Source organism: Dysgonomonas sp. HDW5B, assembly GCF_011299335.1.
In the GTDB taxonomy this organism is placed as follows: Bacteria; Bacteroidota; Bacteroidia; order Bacteroidales; family Dysgonomonadaceae; genus Dysgonomonas_A.
Genome location: NZ_CP049858.1, coordinates 1,194,789 through 1,211,149, shown reverse-complemented (window position 1 = coordinate 1,211,149; position 16,361 = coordinate 1,194,789). Strand labels below are relative to the sequence as shown.

20 protein-coding genes and 1 riboswitch are annotated in these 16,361 nt (G+C 36.2%); of the genes, 13 read left to right on the top strand and 7 right to left on the bottom strand.

Translation table 11 applies throughout. The annotated features are described in order from the left end of the window. Positions 1-280 precede the first annotated feature (280 nt). The 9 genes from mnmE to G7051_RS04905 all read left to right on the top strand — a co-directional run bounded on the left by mnmE (position 281) and on the right by G7051_RS04905 (position 8,777). Positions 281-1,672: a tRNA uridine-5-carboxymethylaminomethyl(34) synthesis GTPase MnmE gene (gene mnmE / locus G7051_RS04945; RefSeq protein WP_166202669.1), complete on the top strand. Its 1,392-nt coding sequence runs from the start codon at positions 281-283 to the stop codon at positions 1,670-1,672. Between the two features lie 256 nt (positions 1,673-1,928). Then, on the top strand, positions 1,929-2,855 hold the full coding sequence (locus G7051_RS04940; protein ID WP_166202667.1) for a helix-turn-helix domain-containing protein: 927 nt from the start codon (positions 1,929-1,931) through the stop codon (positions 2,853-2,855). 2 nt (positions 2,856-2,857) lie between these two features. Next, positions 2,858-3,958 carry a site-specific integrase gene (locus G7051_RS04935; protein ID WP_166198885.1) on the top strand — a complete coding sequence of 367 codons (1,101 nt, stop codon included), beginning with the start codon at positions 2,858-2,860 and terminating at the stop codon, positions 3,956-3,958. A 6-nt stretch (positions 3,959-3,964) separates the two neighbouring features. Continuing rightward, positions 3,965-4,549 (top strand): hypothetical protein, encoded by a 585-nt coding sequence (locus G7051_RS04930; protein ID WP_166198884.1) that lies wholly within the window; start codon positions 3,965-3,967, stop codon positions 4,547-4,549. Continuing rightward, positions 4,546-5,517, top strand: a complete 972-nt coding sequence (gene rhuM, locus G7051_RS04925; protein WP_166198883.1) for a RhuM family protein — start codon at positions 4,546-4,548, stop codon at positions 5,515-5,517. Before G7051_RS04930 ends, rhuM begins: the two co-directional genes overlap by 4 nt. Positions 5,518-5,572: 55 nt before the next feature. Beyond that, positions 5,573-5,908: a DsrE family protein gene (locus tag G7051_RS04920; protein WP_166198882.1), complete on the top strand. Its 336-nt coding sequence runs from the start codon at positions 5,573-5,575 to the stop codon at positions 5,906-5,908. Positions 5,909-5,912: 4 nt separating this feature from the next. After that, a complete protein-coding gene (locus G7051_RS04915; RefSeq protein WP_166198881.1) occupies positions 5,913-6,446 on the top strand; it encodes a hypothetical protein in 534 nt (177 codons plus the stop codon). 10 nt (positions 6,447-6,456) lie between these two features. After that, positions 6,457-7,191, top strand: coding sequence for a hypothetical protein (locus G7051_RS04910; RefSeq protein ID WP_166198880.1), 735 nt, complete (start codon positions 6,457-6,459; stop codon positions 7,189-7,191). A 368-nt stretch (positions 7,192-7,559) separates the two neighbouring features. Continuing rightward, positions 7,560-8,777 carry a hexokinase gene (locus G7051_RS04905; protein ID WP_166198879.1) on the top strand — a complete coding sequence of 406 codons (1,218 nt, stop codon included), beginning with the start codon at positions 7,560-7,562 and terminating at the stop codon, positions 8,775-8,777. A 127-nt stretch (positions 8,778-8,904) separates the two neighbouring features. Here G7051_RS04905 and G7051_RS18260 read toward each other — a convergent pair whose 3' ends face one another. From G7051_RS18260 to G7051_RS04870, 7 genes are all read right to left on the bottom strand, one after another. Then, positions 8,905-9,120 carry a VOC family protein gene (locus G7051_RS18260; protein ID WP_255493322.1) on the bottom strand — a complete coding sequence of 72 codons (216 nt, stop codon included), beginning with the start codon at positions 9,118-9,120 and terminating at the stop codon, positions 8,905-8,907. A gap of 498 nt (positions 9,121-9,618) precedes the next feature. Then, on the bottom strand, positions 9,619-10,710 hold the full coding sequence (gene msrB / locus G7051_RS04895) for a peptide-methionine (R)-S-oxide reductase MsrB (protein ID WP_166198878.1): 1,092 nt from the start codon (positions 10,708-10,710) through the stop codon (positions 9,619-9,621). 6 nt (positions 10,711-10,716) lie between these two features. Continuing rightward, on the bottom strand, positions 10,717-11,154 hold the full coding sequence (locus tag G7051_RS04890; protein WP_166198877.1) for a DUF417 family protein: 438 nt from the start codon (positions 11,152-11,154) through the stop codon (positions 10,717-10,719). 79 nt (positions 11,155-11,233) lie between these two features. Further along, a complete protein-coding gene (locus G7051_RS04885) occupies positions 11,234-11,509 on the bottom strand; it encodes a hypothetical protein (RefSeq protein ID WP_166198876.1) in 276 nt (91 codons plus the stop codon). 10 nt (positions 11,510-11,519) lie between these two features. Beyond that, positions 11,520-12,077: a sigma-70 family RNA polymerase sigma factor gene (locus G7051_RS04880; protein ID WP_166198875.1), complete on the bottom strand. Its 558-nt coding sequence runs from the start codon at positions 12,075-12,077 to the stop codon at positions 11,520-11,522. A gap of 150 nt (positions 12,078-12,227) precedes the next feature. Beyond that, entirely contained in the window at positions 12,228-12,662 is a 435-nt protein-coding gene (locus tag G7051_RS04875) for a GNAT family N-acetyltransferase (protein ID WP_166198874.1), read from the bottom strand. A 19-nt stretch (positions 12,663-12,681) separates the two neighbouring features. After that, positions 12,682-13,134 carry an aminoacyl-tRNA deacylase gene (locus G7051_RS04870; RefSeq protein WP_166198873.1) on the bottom strand — a complete coding sequence of 151 codons (453 nt, stop codon included), beginning with the start codon at positions 13,132-13,134 and terminating at the stop codon, positions 12,682-12,684. Between the two features lie 110 nt (positions 13,135-13,244). After that, a riboswitch (TPP riboswitch) is annotated at positions 13,245-13,344 on the top strand. Between the two features lie 79 nt (positions 13,345-13,423). Here G7051_RS04870 and thiM point away from each other — a divergent pair. The 4 genes from thiM to thiD are packed head-to-tail and all read left to right on the top strand — an operon-like array spanning position 13,424 to position 16,350. Then, entirely contained in the window at positions 13,424-14,218 is a 795-nt protein-coding gene (gene thiM / locus G7051_RS04865; RefSeq protein WP_166198872.1) for a hydroxyethylthiazole kinase, read from the top strand. After that, on the top strand, positions 14,218-14,859 hold the full coding sequence (thiE, locus tag G7051_RS04860) for a thiamine phosphate synthase (RefSeq protein WP_166198871.1): 642 nt from the start codon (positions 14,218-14,220) through the stop codon (positions 14,857-14,859). Before thiM ends, thiE begins: the two co-directional genes overlap by 1 nt. Continuing rightward, on the top strand, positions 14,856-15,509 hold the full coding sequence (tenA, locus tag G7051_RS04855) for a thiaminase II (protein ID WP_166198870.1): 654 nt from the start codon (positions 14,856-14,858) through the stop codon (positions 15,507-15,509). Before thiE ends, tenA begins: the two co-directional genes overlap by 4 nt. 28 nt (positions 15,510-15,537) lie before the next feature. Beyond that, entirely contained in the window at positions 15,538-16,350 is an 813-nt protein-coding gene (thiD, locus tag G7051_RS04850) for a bifunctional hydroxymethylpyrimidine kinase/phosphomethylpyrimidine kinase (RefSeq protein WP_166198869.1), read from the top strand. Positions 16,351-16,361: the final 11 nt, after the last annotated feature.

The window sequence follows — 16,361 nt, the reverse complement described above, 5'->3', positions numbered from 1 at the left end:
TTTCAAGAATATTCTTATCTTTGGTATGCAGTCGGAATTTTTCAGTGCCGGCAAATTGATGTGATTTTATTATAACTCTCCTTCGAATTTAGATTTATTCTATTTGTGTGGGTTTTATTGATGGTCTGTTAATTTGTTTTCAATTAGTTTATTGTGGTTCTAGAGGATGTGTTGTTATATCTAATTCTTGTATAATATATTGTCGTATTCTAGAATAGGGGTTTTAAAATTGAGGCTGTTAAAATGAATATTGTATTAACTGATAAAGATTAAACTTATGATGCAACAGTCGGATATTATTGTAGCTATTTCTACTCCTGCAGGGGTAGGAGGGATTGCCGTTATTCGTTTATCGGGTAAAGGGTGTATTGGATTGGTTGATGCGGTTTACCGTTCTCCATCAGGTAAGAAATTAGTAGATCAGAAAGCCAATACAATTCATTTTGGTTCTATTGTGAAAGATAATACGACCTTGGATGAGGTGTTGGTTAGTGTCTTTCATAATCCAAGTTCTTTTACAGGAGAAGACAGTGTAGAAATCTCATGTCATGGATCTATATATATACAGCAGGGTATTTTGCAGTTACTATTAGAGAAGGGAGCTCGTTTGGCAGGTGCAGGTGAGTTTACTCAAAGGGCATTTTTGAATGGAAAGATGGATTTGTCACAGGCGGAATCTGTTGCTGATCTTATTGCTTCAACTTCTGCTGCTACTCACCGATTGGCATTGAATCAAATGCGAGGAGGTTTCAGTAATAAGTTAGTAGAACTTCGCACAGATTTACTCAATTTTGCCTCTTTGATAGAATTAGAGTTAGACTTCTCAGAGGAAGATGTTGAGTTTGCAAACCGGGATAATCTAAAAAAATTAGCAAGCCATATTCATGAAGTGATAGCAAAATTGGCTGATTCTTTCTCTTTGGGGAATGTAGTAAAAACAGGTATTCCTGTAGCGATCATAGGGGAGACGAATGCCGGAAAGTCTACATTGCTTAATCTATTGTTAAGAGAAGAAAAAGCGATTGTTTCGGATATTCATGGTACAACCCGTGATGTGATAGAAGATACTATAAATATTGATGGGCTTATATTTCGATTGATCGATACAGCGGGTATTCGTGATACGGATGATGTCGTAGAAAGTCTCGGTATAGAGCGTACTTTTAAGAAGTTAGAGCAGGCAAATATAGTTCTTTGGGTTATAGATGCCGAAACAGAAGATGAGCGTACAATAGCTTTATCTAAAAAAATATTACCACTAACGGAAGGAAAGATGCTAATCTTGGTATTTAATAAAGTCGATATAATTCCTGCTGCCCGTAAGGAGCATAAGGAGAAACTCCTCGTAGATTCAATTCCCGATCGCATTTTTATTTCGGCAAAGTATCATCAGGGTACAGAAAATCTACAGGATATTTTAGTGGAAGCGGCTAACATTCCCGAATTTGGAGAGCAGGATGTTATTGTTACCAATATGCGACATTACGAAGCTCTGAAAAATGCTTTGGCTGCAATTACTCGTGTTTCTGATGGGATGGAATCCGGTTTATCCAGCGATTTTTTAGCTCAGGATATCCGTGAATGTATGCATTATTTGGGTGAGATAACGGGTCAAATTTCTACAGATGAGATTCTGGGAAATATATTTAGTAAGTTCTGTATCGGCAAATGATAACTAATCAACATTAATAGATATTGCTTATAATGTATAACTAAGTCGCTATTTTATAGCGACTTTTTCTTTTCTGTTTTTATCTTTGGAGATCAATATTAATGAATGATGTGGCAGTTTTTCTGTCATAATTGTACCGTTTTTGTTAAAATACAAAATAGGCATAATTTTTGTTCATAGATAATGTATGATTGCAACGCTGTGCAACACCATGCAACATGGTGCAACAAAAACAGGGAGAAATAAAGGAGAAATTATGAGTAGTAAAATGCAAATAAAAAAGAAATGCGAGTGCTGTGGAAAAACTTTCACCGCACAAAAAACGACTACACGTTATTGTTCGCATAAGTGCAACTCCAAAGCATACAAACAAGGTAAGAGACAGTTCAAGATGGTAGGAATAAATTATTCTACCATGCAGGAGATCGAAAAGATAAGTGATAAATACGATAAAATAAAAGATAAGGAATACCTCTCGGTATCAGAGACAGCCTTTCTTCTCGGTATTGAGCGAACAACCGTTTACCGTTATTTGCACAGAGGCAATCTTAAAGCTGTACAAATGGATGGTAAAACATTTATCCGTAAAGCGGACATAGATAATATGTTTGACAATGTTGAGGAGTATGAATATAGAGCCAAGCCAAGTAAAGAGCCAAAACCATTAACCGAATTATATACAGTAGCCGAGATTAAAGAAAAATTCAACATCAAAGAATCTTGGCTCTACAAAATTGCCCGAGAAAACAATATCCCTAAAACATTGATCCGAGGTAAATCATATTTCAGTAAAGAGCATATCGATAAATATTTTGAAAAGAAAGGCTTTAACGAAAGTCAGGATATTAAAGAATGGTATTCAGTAGAAGACATTCAAGAGAAGTATAATCTCTCGACGGCAGCCATATACAGTTTTGTATCCGAACAGAATGTTCCCCGAAAGAAAGAAGGACGCAAAGTGCTGTATTCAAAGAAAGACTTCGACATAGCCAAAGGTTACGAGCAACCCCAAGAAGCCGAATATTATACCACAGAAGAAGCCATGCAAAAGTATAGCCTCACTCGTGATGCTCTCTATCATTATGTGAAGTATCATAATATACCTAAAGTAAAAGAAGGACGATATGTAAAAATATCAAAGCCCGATTTAGATAAATTGTTTCAACCTCAAATAACACTGTAACTATGGGAGTAAGCAAAGTAGCACTTCGACAGCGTGATATTACAGCAGGAAGAAAAAGTCTGTATCTCGACTATTATCCTGCCATTCGTGACCCTCATTCGATGAAGATGATACGAAGAGAATATTTAGGCATCTATATTTATGGACGACCACGCAACGAAATTGAAAAGGAGTACAACAATGAGATGCTGATGAAAGCCGAAGTTATCCGCAGCATGAGAGTACAGGCAATAATTAATGAGGAATATGGTTTTCTGGATAAGAATAAAAAGAAAGCCGACTTTCTCGCTTATTACAAACTGAAAGCTAAAAAGAAAGACCAGAAGTGGATGAAAGTCTATCAGCACTTTTCCAATTTTGTCAAAGGTAAATGTACCTTCGGAGATATAAACGTAGACTTGTGCAACCGCTTTCGGGATTATCTGATGGATGCAAAACAATTGAAGCACAAAGACCTTCGTATATCACAAAATTCAGCATCTGGATATTTTTCCACATTCAGAGCCTTACTGAAAGTTGCATACAAAGAAAAGTTTTTCAGGGAGAACCTCAATGAATATCTGGACTCAATCGACACCACAGATGTCAAGAAAGAATACCTGACTTTAGATGAATTAAAAACATTAGCCAATACACCTTGCGACTTCCCTATATTGAAATCTGCATCCATATTTTCGTGTATGACAGGCTTACGGATAAGTGATGTTTTAAAATTAGACTGGAAAGAGATACTCCCAGCTTCCGAGGGGGGCTTTTGTATGCGGTTAAGAACCGAAAAGACAGAAACAGAAACCACCTTACCCATCAGCGATGAAGCTTTGGAGCTGTGCGGAGAAAGAGGCAAAGGCAAAGTATTTAAAGGGTTGACAAAGTCCATGACTCAAGAACCTTTGAAAGATTGGGTATCCAATGCAGGGATAACAAAGCACATTACATTTCACTGTTTTCGGCATACTTTTGCTACCTTGCAGGTTGCTCTAGGTACAGATATTTACACCGTGAGTAAGATGCTTACCCATAAAAATGTATCAACAACGCAGATTTATGCTGACTTGGTAAATGCAAAGAAAAGGGAATCGGCTAATAAGATAAGTTTAAAATAAGGAATTATGAGAAGAAATATTCTATTTCCATATACCCTTGAAAAGAAAGGGAAGGCAATTAAACTTGAGATAATGTCAAACAAAAGATACGGACTATTATGCATAGCTGTAATAATTATGTCTGCAATTTCTATAGCTGGCTGTACTTTCTCTCTTTTCTGGAATAGGGATTTCCCTTTCAAGGATTATTTCATTCTAATTTGTATTATTATAGGCTGCATTCTATTTATCTCGCTTGCCTTTTACTTATTAAAGTGGGAAAGGGAAGGCAAAGAGATATTTATTTTGCATCCCAATAAATTGGAGAATATTGTAGCAATCAAGCTTTTTAGAACAGAAAAACATACTTTTAATTTTGACAAACTAGAAATAGGATATCAGTCAGGAGAAGATTTCTATAGTGAAGAGGAGGCGAAAGAATTAGGCATAGAACTAGACTTGGAAAAAGTCGAAGGCAATTATCCCATTCAGTTTTACATGGATGAAGGAATGCAGGTAGTTGATTCAGAACGAGATATTCCAATAGATGTGATCAGGAGAATAAAAAAAGAGTATTTATTAAATCAAAATGACGAAAATAAAGAAATATGAAAAAAGGAGAAATTATAATATACCAAACCTCCGATGGTAAAACCCAATTAGATGTAAAACTCGACAATGAAACAGTTTGGATAAATCGACAACAAATGTCAGAGTTATTTGATAGGGATATAAAGACAATAGGTAAACATATTAGCAATGCGTTAAAAGAGGAATTGAACGATATTCCAGTTGTCGCAAAATTTGCGACAACTGCCACTGATGGCAAAACTTATCAAATGGAATACTACAACCTTGATATGGTTATTTCAGTAGGATATAGAGTAAATTCTAAAAGAGGTACTCAATTTCGTATCTGGGCGAATAGCGTCCTAAAAGAATACCTCATTAAAGGGTATGCAATAAATCAGAATGCTAAAACCGAACAATTAGATGATTTGAAGAAAACGGTTAAATTGCTTTCAAATGTTTTGAAAAACAAAGAGCTTACAGCTGATGAAGCAACAGGACTATTGCGTGTGATAACAGATTACACCTATGCTTTAGATACATTAGACAGATACGATTTTCAAAAACTCGAAATAGAAAAGACTACTACAGAAGAACCTTTCAAAGCCAACTATGACAATACTATGGAAGCTATTCATGTGCTGAGGGATAAGTTCGGAAGCGGAGGTTTATTCGGAAACGAAAAAGACCAATCATTTAAGAGTTCGATCAGTACCATTTACCAAACTTTTGGAGGAGAAGAACTATATCCCAGCATAGAAGAAAAAGCCTCAATGTTATTGTATTTGGTTACTAAAAACCATTCATTTAGTGATGGTAACAAACGTATTGCCGCATTTCTGTTCCTGTGGTTTTTAGAGAATAACGGTATTTTATACAGAAGCGATAGTACTCGACTTATCGAGAATAATACACTTGTTGCACTTACTTTGATGATTGCCGAAAGCCGAACCGAAGAAAAAGATATGATGGTAAAAGTGGTTGTTAATCTTATTAATAAGAATAACTAAATATGAGTTTCAGTAGTAAAGTTAGTTAGTAAAATTAATTTTAAATAATTACACTATGAACAAGTTAAATATCCTTTGGACAACAGATAATAAAGACACTATCTTTAATATGTTATCCATGTATGCTATAAACTCAAAAAGACACAATTGGTGGCAAGATGTAAAAGTAATATTATGGGGTGCATCGGTTAAATTAGCAGGAGCAGATACCCAAATACAAACTGAAATCTTAGAGATGCTAAATTTGGGCATCACGGTAGAAGCCTGTAAAGATTGTTGTGATAATTTTGGAGTTGCTGATATTATTGAGAAATTAGGAGTTAGAGTTCAATATATGGGTAAACCTATGACTGATTATATAAAAAACGGAGAGGCTCTAATCACAATTTAGTAATATGGATTTTAAAGCTAGGCTCTCTCAACGCATAGGAATGGACGATATCAATGAGATACTTCGTCTGACTCATGATAGCGACAGCCGAAAGCAAGAATTATATGACTTGGTTATTGGTGACGATGAAGCCATCGGCTATCATGCAGCATGGATTTTTACTCATTTTTCGTCACAGGATAACGAATGGTTATACACTAAGCAAGACCAATTGATTGATAATGTCTTAGCCTGTAAGCATGGAGGGAAACGAAGAGTCATGCTTAATTTGCTTTATAGGCAGCCATTCCCGAATCCGCCAAGAGTAGATTTTCTGGATTTCTGTTTAGAGCGAATGATGTCTGGCGAAGAATTGCCCGGAGTAAAATCGCTTTGTATGAAAATCGCTTATGAATTATGCCGTCCTATCCCTGAATTGAAGCAAGAATTGAAAACAATGCTTGCAATGATGGAAGGCGATTTAGTACCGTCTATAAGAGCCGTCCGAAGAAACATTCTAAATGCAATGCACAAAGAAAAGAGTTTACAGAAATATTAAAGTTGAAAATATGAATTACAAAGACCCTGAAAATATATTACTCATTATATGCGGAAGCACAGGAATAGCTGCACTTGCATTGATATTTCGCTATCTCTTTATTGTAAAGTGGGGATTTGATGATTTCGGGGCAAACCTTGTATTCGTTATTATATTTATAGTCGGATTAGTCTTTTTTATTTCTTATCTGGAAATCATTCAGAAAGTTATCCCTCCATTATTCAAAAGGCGAAAACAAACAATAGAAAATCAGGATATACTACCCGAATCCGATAAGGTTAAAGATATTGAACCCACCGTTGAGTCAGAGCCAGAAGAACCTATCGAAAATGAAGCACCTCTTATCAATGAACTTGATGTAATAAGAGAAAAGCACGAGCAGGACGAAATTACAAGAAAACGAGAAGTGCTTGAAGTCGCTATTCAATATACAAGAACAACCTTTGCACCCTTTGCGGATGATCAGAATATAAACCACTTATGTGAATATGTCATTCAATATTCCACAGGAACAGAACTAAAGAATGTAGAACCAATCAGAGTGAAAGATTTACAAAATATCGATTTATACCATTTTGGATGGAATATCTGGAATCATTTTCGAATAAATAAGCAGGACGATATAGCTTTATTCCTGAAAATCGTTTTTGCTAAGAATCTTAAAGATGTAGATACCGATACTATAAGAAAGAAACTAACTTTTAGTGAAGGGAAGCGTAAAATTAGATTACAAGAGAAATTATAGCTTTAAATAAAATACAAATGCTTACTATAGGCAAATACATTCTCAATAACCCGACGCTTTCTTATTGGTCTAACACCTTAATTTTTATATCTGCTAATAACGAGTTGCACTGCTAATCTTTAGGTAATACTCCACTCGCAACTTGTTCTTAACCAATAAAATAAACTGTTCTATGTTGCTGTCAAATCATGTTTTCACTTGTGTGCTTGCGGTAACAAAACTTTTTCTATATATTGTAACTGGGTTTTCGTTAAATCTGAAGGATACATTTCTCTTTAGTATAGCCACTTTAAAGAAATGACCTGCTGATTAAATACAAAAACCTTGTATTATTTTTCCTCTACAAAATTTAAACAGACTTTTACTCTATGGAAACAAATGTTTTTGAACTTAGTACAGTGCAATTGAAAGAAATTGCTTTAGATTTGAAAGATAAGGTAGAAAAAGGATTACAGACCGACAATACCGAGATTCTCTGTCTGCCTACCTACGTATACCCACCTAAAGAAGGAGTAGAAGGAAAATCTGTCGTTTTAGATTTGGGAGGAACTAATTATCGTACTGCTAAAGTCGAAATACAAGGGGGCGAAACTATCATAACTCCTAAAAGCGGTTGGGAAAAAGACCTTTCGGTGATGAAAACCCCCGGTTATACCAAAGAACAATTGTTTGCCGAGCAAGCAAACCTGATCAACAAGATTGAACTACCAGATGATTCTGCTATCGGATATTGTTTCTCGTATCCTGCCAAATGCGAAACCGATGGAGACGCTACACTATTGCGTTGGACTAAAGGTGTAAATATAGACAAGATGGTAGGCAAACCTATCGGCAAAGACTTATTGGATTATTTAAACGATCGTAACAACGTTCAGTTTAAAAGCATAAAGGTAATCAACGATACGGTAGCTAGTCTGTTGGCTGGACTTTCACGTAAAGATAAGTGTGACGCTTATATAGGACTTATAGTGGGTACGGGTACAAATATGGCATTCCTGGCTCGTGAAAATAAAGTAGCCAAGCTCAACAAACCTGATAGCCAGAATATGATTCCTGTTAATCTTGAATCGGGTAACTTTTTCCCTTCGTATCTCACCGAGTACGACAGTATTGTAGACCGAGGCGAAGGTGAAGTTCCCGGCTCACAACGTTTCGAGAAGGCAGTATCCGGTATGTATTTGGGTAAGGTGTTCAGAGCCGTTTATCCGAATGATGACTATGACGAATCGTTTGACGGAAAGAGCCTGACCGATTTGATTAACAGCTCTACGCCCAAACGTAAGAGCCATGTATCCGTTGCTCGATGGATATACGAACGTTCGGCCAAATTGGTTGCCGCTTCTCTGGCAGGCTTAATTGCTGTTCAGGTGATGCACGATCCTTCTATCAAAACTATACGTGTAGTTGCCGAAGGAAGCCTTTTTTGGAGCGTGATGGAACGTGTAAACGAGAATGACTTCCATACAATAGTTGCGAAAGTGCTGAGAGATCTATTGGATGAAATGGATTTAGGTTACGTAGAAGTGTATATTGCCGGTATTAAGAATGCTAACTTAATAGGTTCGGCTATTGCGGCATTATCGTAATCTTATATAGTTATTTCGATTTTAGCACTAATCTGATTAGTGCTATTTTTTTGTCTGTACTAAAAATGATTGTACCGAATTAGACTCGATATGTTGTTTTTTATAAATCTTAAACAGACTCTAAAGATTATTCCGGCTCATCCGTATCGAGACAGAACGGATGCCCAGACGGATCAAGCATGGTTCTCGAAGTCCAGAAGTATTGAGTATCTGCAATTTTAACACCACATTCAATCGTATATTGTACTGCCTCTTCCAGATTATCTACATAAAAATCGAGATGAAACATCTGACCTTGTTTACCTTTCTGCCAAGGCCAGACAAGAGGCTCATATCCTTCCACTTCCTGAATGGCAATAACTGAACCTGTCGGTGATGCAACTGCCGCCCATCAGTTAGCTTGAAGGTGAGTCCATTCCCATACGAGCAGTTTATGATAAAAATTAGCCACTGCTGCTCCGGCATCGGCACAATCGATAACGATATTGATTTTCGTGATATTTGGTTTCATAATTGTATTATTTTATTCATTTATGAAATGCAAGAATATTCGCTAGTCTTATTATATTTTTTGTTATTAATCTCAAGTTCAGTATCAGCAAATGATAAGTTATCAATATTAATCGAAAATAAAAAGTATTTTTTATTAGCTATATTACTTATTCGAGACCAAATGAAAGTAAATCTTTAGGGTTACATATCAACAAGATAGTCGCTGTTTTAGTAAAGGAGAAGCGAAGGTTTTCCTTGAAGAAGCCCAAAAATCTATGTCCAAATAGAAAACTACAAGTCTAAAAGCTTGTAGTTTTCATTTTTTTATAATAAGATAAGTCGTTGTTTTTTAATGAGTTTTTTTCTTATCTACCAGATGAATGTATTTTTCATAGCCTTTGGCTTTCATTTCATCCAGAGGAATAAATTTTAGAGAAGCACTGTTGATACAATATCTCAAACCACCTTTATTCTTGGGACCATCATTAAAAACGTGCCCCAGATGTGCGTCTCCTGTTTTACTTCTTACTTCCGTACGAACCATTCTTAAAGAATTATCATACCGCTCTTCTATTAGTCTAGAGCTGATAGGCTTAGAAAAACTAGGCCAACCGCATCCCGACTCAAACTTATCAGATGATGCAAATAAGGGTTCTCCTGTTGTTACATCAACATATATACCTTCTCTGAACTCATCGTTATACTCATTGCTAAAAGGTCTTTCTGTCGCATTGTTTTGCGTAACCTCATATTGCAATGCTGTTAATTCTTTCTTTAACTCAGCTTTATCTTTTTTTACATAAATATTTTTTGCCTCTATATTTGCTTTACGGGCTACATCAAATAATTGTGATGGGATATGGCAATAGCCCCCCGGATTTTTATCCAAATAGTCTTGATGGTAAGATTCTGCATCATAAAAATTTTGTAGAGGTTTTACTTCTACTACTATTTTTTTCTCGTTTTGCTTTCCCAATTTATCAATTTTTTCCTTTATCAGATCTTCATCTTCTTTGTCGGTATAATAGATTCCTGTTCTATATTGAGTACCTCTGTCATTGCCTTGCTTATTCAGGCTGGTAGGATCAATTGTCTTAAAATACAAATCGATCAATAAACCTAAGTCTACAACTAGAGGGTCATATGTTATTTTTACTGTTTCAGCAAAGCCTGTTTCTCCTGTAACTACATTTTTATAACTTGGATTTTCTGTTCTTCCGTTTGCATAACCGACTGTAGTTGACGTGACTCCTCTTACTTGCTTAAAAAAATGTTCTGTTCCCCAAAAGCATCCACCCGCAAAATATATTTCATTCCCTTTACCATTCATAATATTTTCGTTTTTATTTTTTGTACTACTATCCACTTTAGCTGTACAGCTAAAGCTAACGAGCAGAATACTCGTAAAAACTAGTCCCCCAATAATCAATATTTTTTTCATAACTAATTACTTTTTTAATGATAGAACAAGTGTGACTCCAAATCCTAAATACATGATGTCTTTCAGTATAAAGAAATCTGTAATAGGGACTCCATCTACAACTCTCCAAATACCGGGAGTTGTGAATAAATAACTGAGTGTCATCAAGAAAATGATACATAGACCAATGCCTGCAAATGCCTTCAATTTATTGAATTTTAAAGTCAAAAGAAGTAGTGCAGCTACAAAGAGTTCGGTAGTGCCGACAATGTTAGAAACTGTTTGTACACTAAAAACATTGTACATCCAAAATGAAAGAGGATGATTTTCAATCAGTGGCTTTATTGCGTTTGCTTCTGTCGCAGTAAACTTGAATATGCCAATCCATAGTAGTATAACTACGGAGCCAAACAAAGAAATATAATACCCTGCCTGAGAATAGTCTTTTGTGCGATTTAATTTCATTGCTGTAATTTTTTATATTAAAATTCGGATTATTTTAATACATAGTCGCAGTTTCTTTTAAATCCTGACAAAAAGAGGTTCATTTTTTGATTTTTTCTTTTATATTATCTTTAAAATTTTGTATATCAATCTCTTTTAAAAGTGTATTTTGTTCTTTTCGAATGATTGTACTTAATTTTTTATCTAAATAAACAACCTTTTTCCTATATGCAGAGCACCATTTACAGATAGCCAGATGGGCTTGTAGCCTCAGTCTTTGAAACAAAGACATTTTATATCCGCCTTCTTGCTTTTCAATTTCTTGGGTAGCTTTAGAGCATGGCATAATTAACCAATGAATTATTTTACGAAACATAATACAAAAATTAAAGTGTATTAAACCAGTTTATTTCTAGACACTCTCTCAATTGCAATCTACCACGTTGGAGAATTTTCCATAAATTAGTAGTTGAAATCCCCGTTTCCTGACAAACCATATCTGTTTTTTTTTCTTGTAAATAATATAATTTTATAGGTATCCTCCATTTTAATGGTAAACTATCCAAGCAATTTTCCAACGTACCATTAAACTCAGCATCGTTTAATAATGAGGTTTCTTTATTGACCCACTCATTCAGAACATCATCTCGCCTCCAAGCACCTGATTCGTCAAAAAAATAGTCTAAACGAATCTGCCCGATAGTTCGATATTTTTTTCGGTAAAAGTCAGCAACCTTATTATTCAATATACCTGTCAGCCATGTTTTCGGATTACTTTCTTCTTTGAAGTTATCATACGATTCCAATGCTGCTAAGAAAACATCTTGTACCAAGTCTTTAGCATCTTGTTCATCAGACACCAGATAGACAGCTCTGTTTAACAACGGTAAACTGTAGATATCTATCCAAGTTTGAATGTCTTTTATCTTTTTGTCTCTTTCCATCCTGTTATGTCTTTGGATACTATTGGGATCAAGCTTCTAATTTTTTTGAAAATTAGTTGTGTAGAAATATCTTTCCTCGTTCAGATACTTATTCAGCTTTTTCATTCTATTCATTTTGTATACGCATTAATTGGATTTCTCTAACTTCTTCTACAGAGTTAATGTAAAGCAATGATGGGACTTATTCATGCCTTGTTTTTCATAAAACTGATGTGCTCTCAATCGCCGGACATTGGTACAAAGTTCGAGTTGTGAACAATTATTCTCTTTGGCAAACTTTTTACCTGCCTGAAAAAGTGAATCTCCGATTCTTTGACCACGTGATGATTCGTGAATAACTAATTCTATTATCTCAGCTATCTTCGCGGCATGATGAAGGTGCTCTTTTATTTGTAGAGATAAAAATCCGACTACCAATTGATTCAGTTGAACTACTATGAGTAAATAATGACAATCAGAAATTTGTCTGTCATAAATCTGTGTAAAAACGTCTTTATCTAATACCGTTTGTTCTAATTCACAGATTAACTCATAAACCCTATCTAAATCTGCTTGCTCTGCTTTTCTTATTATGGTATTTTTCATGACCTTAAGACCTGATTTATTATATCTCTATTTCCAATACACTCTTATTTAATCTGAGAAGGTCTTGCGGGGCTATTTTAAGGGTGTGAAATTTGTCACCTGTACCTCCATAGATGTAGGCAAACTCTAAAAGTTTACTGTCGAAGAGGCAAGGTAGATTGTGCCCGATTAAAGGAACTGCCCCGACCTCATATCCTGTAACCTTTAATACATCTGATTTGTCAGCTAGTTTGATCTTCGAAAAGCCTGAATCTAGTGCAAGCTTTTTAAAATCAATACGATTATATTGGTTACTCACAATGAGTGCATAAAATCCTTTTTCTGTTTTAACAATAAAAACGGGAGCGGCTTTACTGCTGTCGAAATACTCATCGGCATCATCGGTTTTGAGTATTGGTTTCTCATGCTCGATTATTTCAGAATCACATTCCGAGTTGATGAGTAATTCCGATAATTCATCTAAAGTCAGCATATATTTTCAGGTTTGTTTTATACCGTTACAAAAAAAGTGCAATTTATTAAATGAATTTATATTTCGGATATAAATCTACTCAGTTCGGATATTTTTTATAAGTTTGTAGCCATCACTGTTGGGGGTGTTCTTTCGAAGAAAGAGCTGAGATCAAACCCTTGAACCTGATATGTTGTAATTGACATCGTAGGGAAACGGTAGACTTTTTGAATAATCATCATCGATATATTATTTATAAAGCCGTTTCGTATTGTACGAAGCGGCTTTTTTTATTTAGATTCAGAAATTTATGATAAATATCCAACATTTAGAACGGGATTTAAGTCTGGTCAGAGAAAAATCTCCTCTTATTCATAACATTACCAACTATGTAGTAATGAATAATACAGCAAATGCTCTTTTATCTATCGGAGCATCTCCCGTAATGGCACATTCGGTAGATGAAGTGGCCGAAATGACTGGAATCGCTTCTGCCCTTGTTCTCAATATCGGAACATTAGATGCAGAGTGGGTCAGAGCTATGCTTATTGCCGGCCAAGCAGCTGCCGAAAAACGAATACCTATTGTCTTAGACCCTGTAGGGGCAGGAGCCACTTCATATAGGACAAAAGTATGTCTGCAAATATTGGAAGAGTGTAAACCATCTATAATAAGAGGAAATGCTTCGGAAATTATGGCCCTGGTTAGCAGTAATGTAAAAACGAAAGGAGTTGACAGTATTAACTCTTCCGAATCGGCATTGGATTTTGCCAAAATATTATCCCAAGAAACCGGCTCGGTAGTTGTTATAAGTGGACAAACGGATTATATAACCGACGGAAAAACAACAGAAACAGTATCCAACGGAAATACATTAATGGCTCGGGTAACAGGGATGGGGTGTACAGCCACTGCTATTGTTGCCGCATTTGCTGCTATTAATCCGGATATGCTTCAGGCTGCAACTCATGGTATGGCTGTGATGGGTATCTCTGGAGAAATGGCTGCGGCTCAATCGCAAGGAAATGGCAGTATGCAGGTTCATTTTTTGGACGAATTATTCAATATGAACGGAAGTACGCTCAGAAATAAAATAAGACTGTAATGAAATCATTTGACTTAAGTCTTTATCTGGTTACCGACCGATCGCTTTCTTTAGGACGCTCATTACAGTCAGTGGTATTCGATGCTGCAGAAGGAGGGGTAACTATGGTACAGTTACGAGAGAAAGACTGTTCGACCTTGGAGTTTTATCAACAAGCGATGCTCTTAAAAGAATGTTTACGTCCTTATCATATTCCTTTAATCATCAATGATCGTCTGGATATTGCACTTGCTTGTGATGCCGAAGGTTTACATATCGGACAAAGTGATATACCTTACGATATTGCCCGAAAATTACTGGGGAAAGATAAAATTATCGGCTTATCGGTCGAATGTTTGCAGGATGCTGTGGATGCAAACGAACTGGATGTTGACTATATCGGTATCTCTCCTGTATTTGGAACGCCGACCAAAACTGATACAGCTCCGGCTCTAGGCTTGGAGGGAATACGGGAAATCGTGAAGATAAGCAGGCATCCGGCTGTCGGTATCGGAGGAATCAATCAGACAAATGCCGCAGATATTATCGAAGCCGGGGCTGATGGTATTTCGGTGGTGTCGGCAATTATGTCGGCAAGCGATCCGAAACAAGCGGCTTTTCAACTGATGAATATAATTCAAAAATCAAAGATAAATATATGAAATGGAGTGATGAAGCATGGAAGGCTATTGAGCCTGTCTACACGAAAATAAAAGAACTGCCATTTATAAAAGAACTGATGGATGGCACATTGGATAACAAAAAATTTATATTCTATATCCGGCAGGATGCACTTTATCTTGCCGATTATGGTAAAGTATTGACTGCCATAGCATCAAAGCTAAGCAAGCCCGATCATATCGAAGCATTTATTCATTTTGCAGGAGAGAGCGTTGAGGTCGAAAAAGCATTGCATGAATCCTTTTTAGGAGTATTAGATAAGAAAACAAAAGTGAGTGCTTCACCTAGCTGTCTTCTTTATACTTCTTATCTGATGAAACAATTAGCAAATTCTCCCATAGAAGTTGCTTTGGCTGCGGTTTTGCCCTGTTTCTGGATATATAAAGAGATAGGAGACTATATTCTTGCTAATCAAACCAAAGAAAATAATCCATATCAAAGCTGGATAGATGCTTATGGTGGCGAAGGTTTTACAGAATCGGTTAAAATAGCAATTTCGATATGTGACGAAGTAGCCGAAACTTGTACAGATGCGCAGCGCAATGCAATGACAGAAGCATTTGTTATGTGTTCTAAAATGGAATGGATGTTTTGGAACAGTGCTTATAAACAAGAACAGTGGCAAATATAAATTCATTTAATTGGTATAAGATAAACAAATGAAAAAACAATATAAACGGGCACTGACTATTGCAGGGAGTGATCCTAGTGGTGGTGCAGGTATTCAAGCTGATTTGAAAACTTTCTCGGCATGTGGATGCTATGGAATGACAGTTATTACGGCAGTGGTAGATGAAAATACGGTTGGAGTGACTGATGTACACCCGATACCCGTATCATTTGTTTCAGGACAAATAAAATCGGTATTGGATGATATCGGAGCCGATGCTATTAAGATAGGCATGCTTCATTCCTCGGACTTGATTCGGGCAGTAAGAGAAACGCTCTCTAAATACAATGTAAGTAATATAGTTCTGGATCCTGTAATGGTAGCAACTTCGGGTGATAAACTGTTGCAAGATGAAGCTATAGAGACTCTTAAAAACGAATTGATACCCTACGTTCGGGTGATAACACCCAATATTCCCGAAGCGGAAATTTTGATCGGACAAAAAATTACCGGTCAGCACGATTTACCTTTGGTCGTAAAAGATTTGTCTTTCAATCGGTCGGTCTCGGTCTTGCTGAAAGCAGGTCATCTGACAGAAGATGAATTAATCGATGTATTTTATAATGCTGAAACCGATGAGGTAATAGAGCTGAAATCTAAACGTATCCAAACCCGCAATACGCACGGTACAGGTTGTACGTTTTCGTCTGCTGTTGCTGCCTTTTTAGCTCATGGATTACCATTGAATGATGCTGTAACGAAAGCCAAAGAGTATATGACTAAAGCAATTGAGATAGGAGCAAAATACGAGATTGGAAAAGGGCATGGTCCGGTGCATCATTTCTTCGGCTTTTGGGAGTAAGGAGTTAAATA

Bases quoted from the DNA above. Each gene is read 5' to 3' on its own strand.
- G7051_RS04870 (WP_166198873.1), bottom strand. From the start codon at position 13,134: ATGCTGACTTTAGATGAATTATCGGAATTACTCATCAACTCGGAATGT.
- G7051_RS04875 (WP_166198874.1), bottom strand. From the start codon at position 12,662: ATGAAAAATACCATAATAAGAAAAGCAGAGCAAGCAGATTTAGATAGG.
- mnmE (WP_166202669.1), top strand. From the start codon at position 281: ATGCAACAGTCGGATATTATTGTAGCTATTTCTACTCCTGCAGGGGTA.
- G7051_RS04880 (WP_166198875.1), bottom strand. From the start codon at position 12,077: ATGGAAAGAGACAAAAAGATAAAAGACATTCAAACTTGGATAGATATC.
- G7051_RS04890 (WP_166198877.1), bottom strand. From the start codon at position 11,154: ATGAAATTAAATCGCACAAAAGACTATTCTCAGGCAGGGTATTATATT.
- thiE (WP_166198871.1), top strand. From the start codon at position 14,218: ATGAAATCATTTGACTTAAGTCTTTATCTGGTTACCGACCGATCGCTT.
- G7051_RS04885 (WP_166198876.1), bottom strand. From the start codon at position 11,509: ATGTTTCGTAAAATAATTCATTGGTTAATTATGCCATGCTCTAAAGCT.
- G7051_RS04940 (WP_166202667.1), top strand. From the start codon at position 1,929: ATGAGTAGTAAAATGCAAATAAAAAAGAAATGCGAGTGCTGTGGAAAA.
- thiM (WP_166198872.1), top strand. From the start codon at position 13,424: ATGATAAATATCCAACATTTAGAACGGGATTTAAGTCTGGTCAGAGAA.
- thiD (WP_166198869.1), top strand. From the start codon at position 15,538: ATGAAAAAACAATATAAACGGGCACTGACTATTGCAGGGAGTGATCCT.
- msrB (WP_166198878.1), bottom strand. From the start codon at position 10,710: ATGAAAAAAATATTGATTATTGGGGGACTAGTTTTTACGAGTATTCTG.
- G7051_RS04915 (WP_166198881.1), top strand. From the start codon at position 5,913: ATGGATTTTAAAGCTAGGCTCTCTCAACGCATAGGAATGGACGATATC.
- G7051_RS04910 (WP_166198880.1), top strand. From the start codon at position 6,457: ATGAATTACAAAGACCCTGAAAATATATTACTCATTATATGCGGAAGC.
- G7051_RS04905 (WP_166198879.1), top strand. From the start codon at position 7,560: ATGGAAACAAATGTTTTTGAACTTAGTACAGTGCAATTGAAAGAAATT.
- tenA (WP_166198870.1), top strand. From the start codon at position 14,856: ATGAAATGGAGTGATGAAGCATGGAAGGCTATTGAGCCTGTCTACACG.
- G7051_RS04935 (WP_166198885.1), top strand. From the start codon at position 2,858: ATGGGAGTAAGCAAAGTAGCACTTCGACAGCGTGATATTACAGCAGGA.
- G7051_RS04930 (WP_166198884.1), top strand. From the start codon at position 3,965: ATGAGAAGAAATATTCTATTTCCATATACCCTTGAAAAGAAAGGGAAG.
- rhuM (WP_166198883.1), top strand. From the start codon at position 4,546: ATGAAAAAAGGAGAAATTATAATATACCAAACCTCCGATGGTAAAACC.
- G7051_RS04920 (WP_166198882.1), top strand. From the start codon at position 5,573: ATGAACAAGTTAAATATCCTTTGGACAACAGATAATAAAGACACTATC.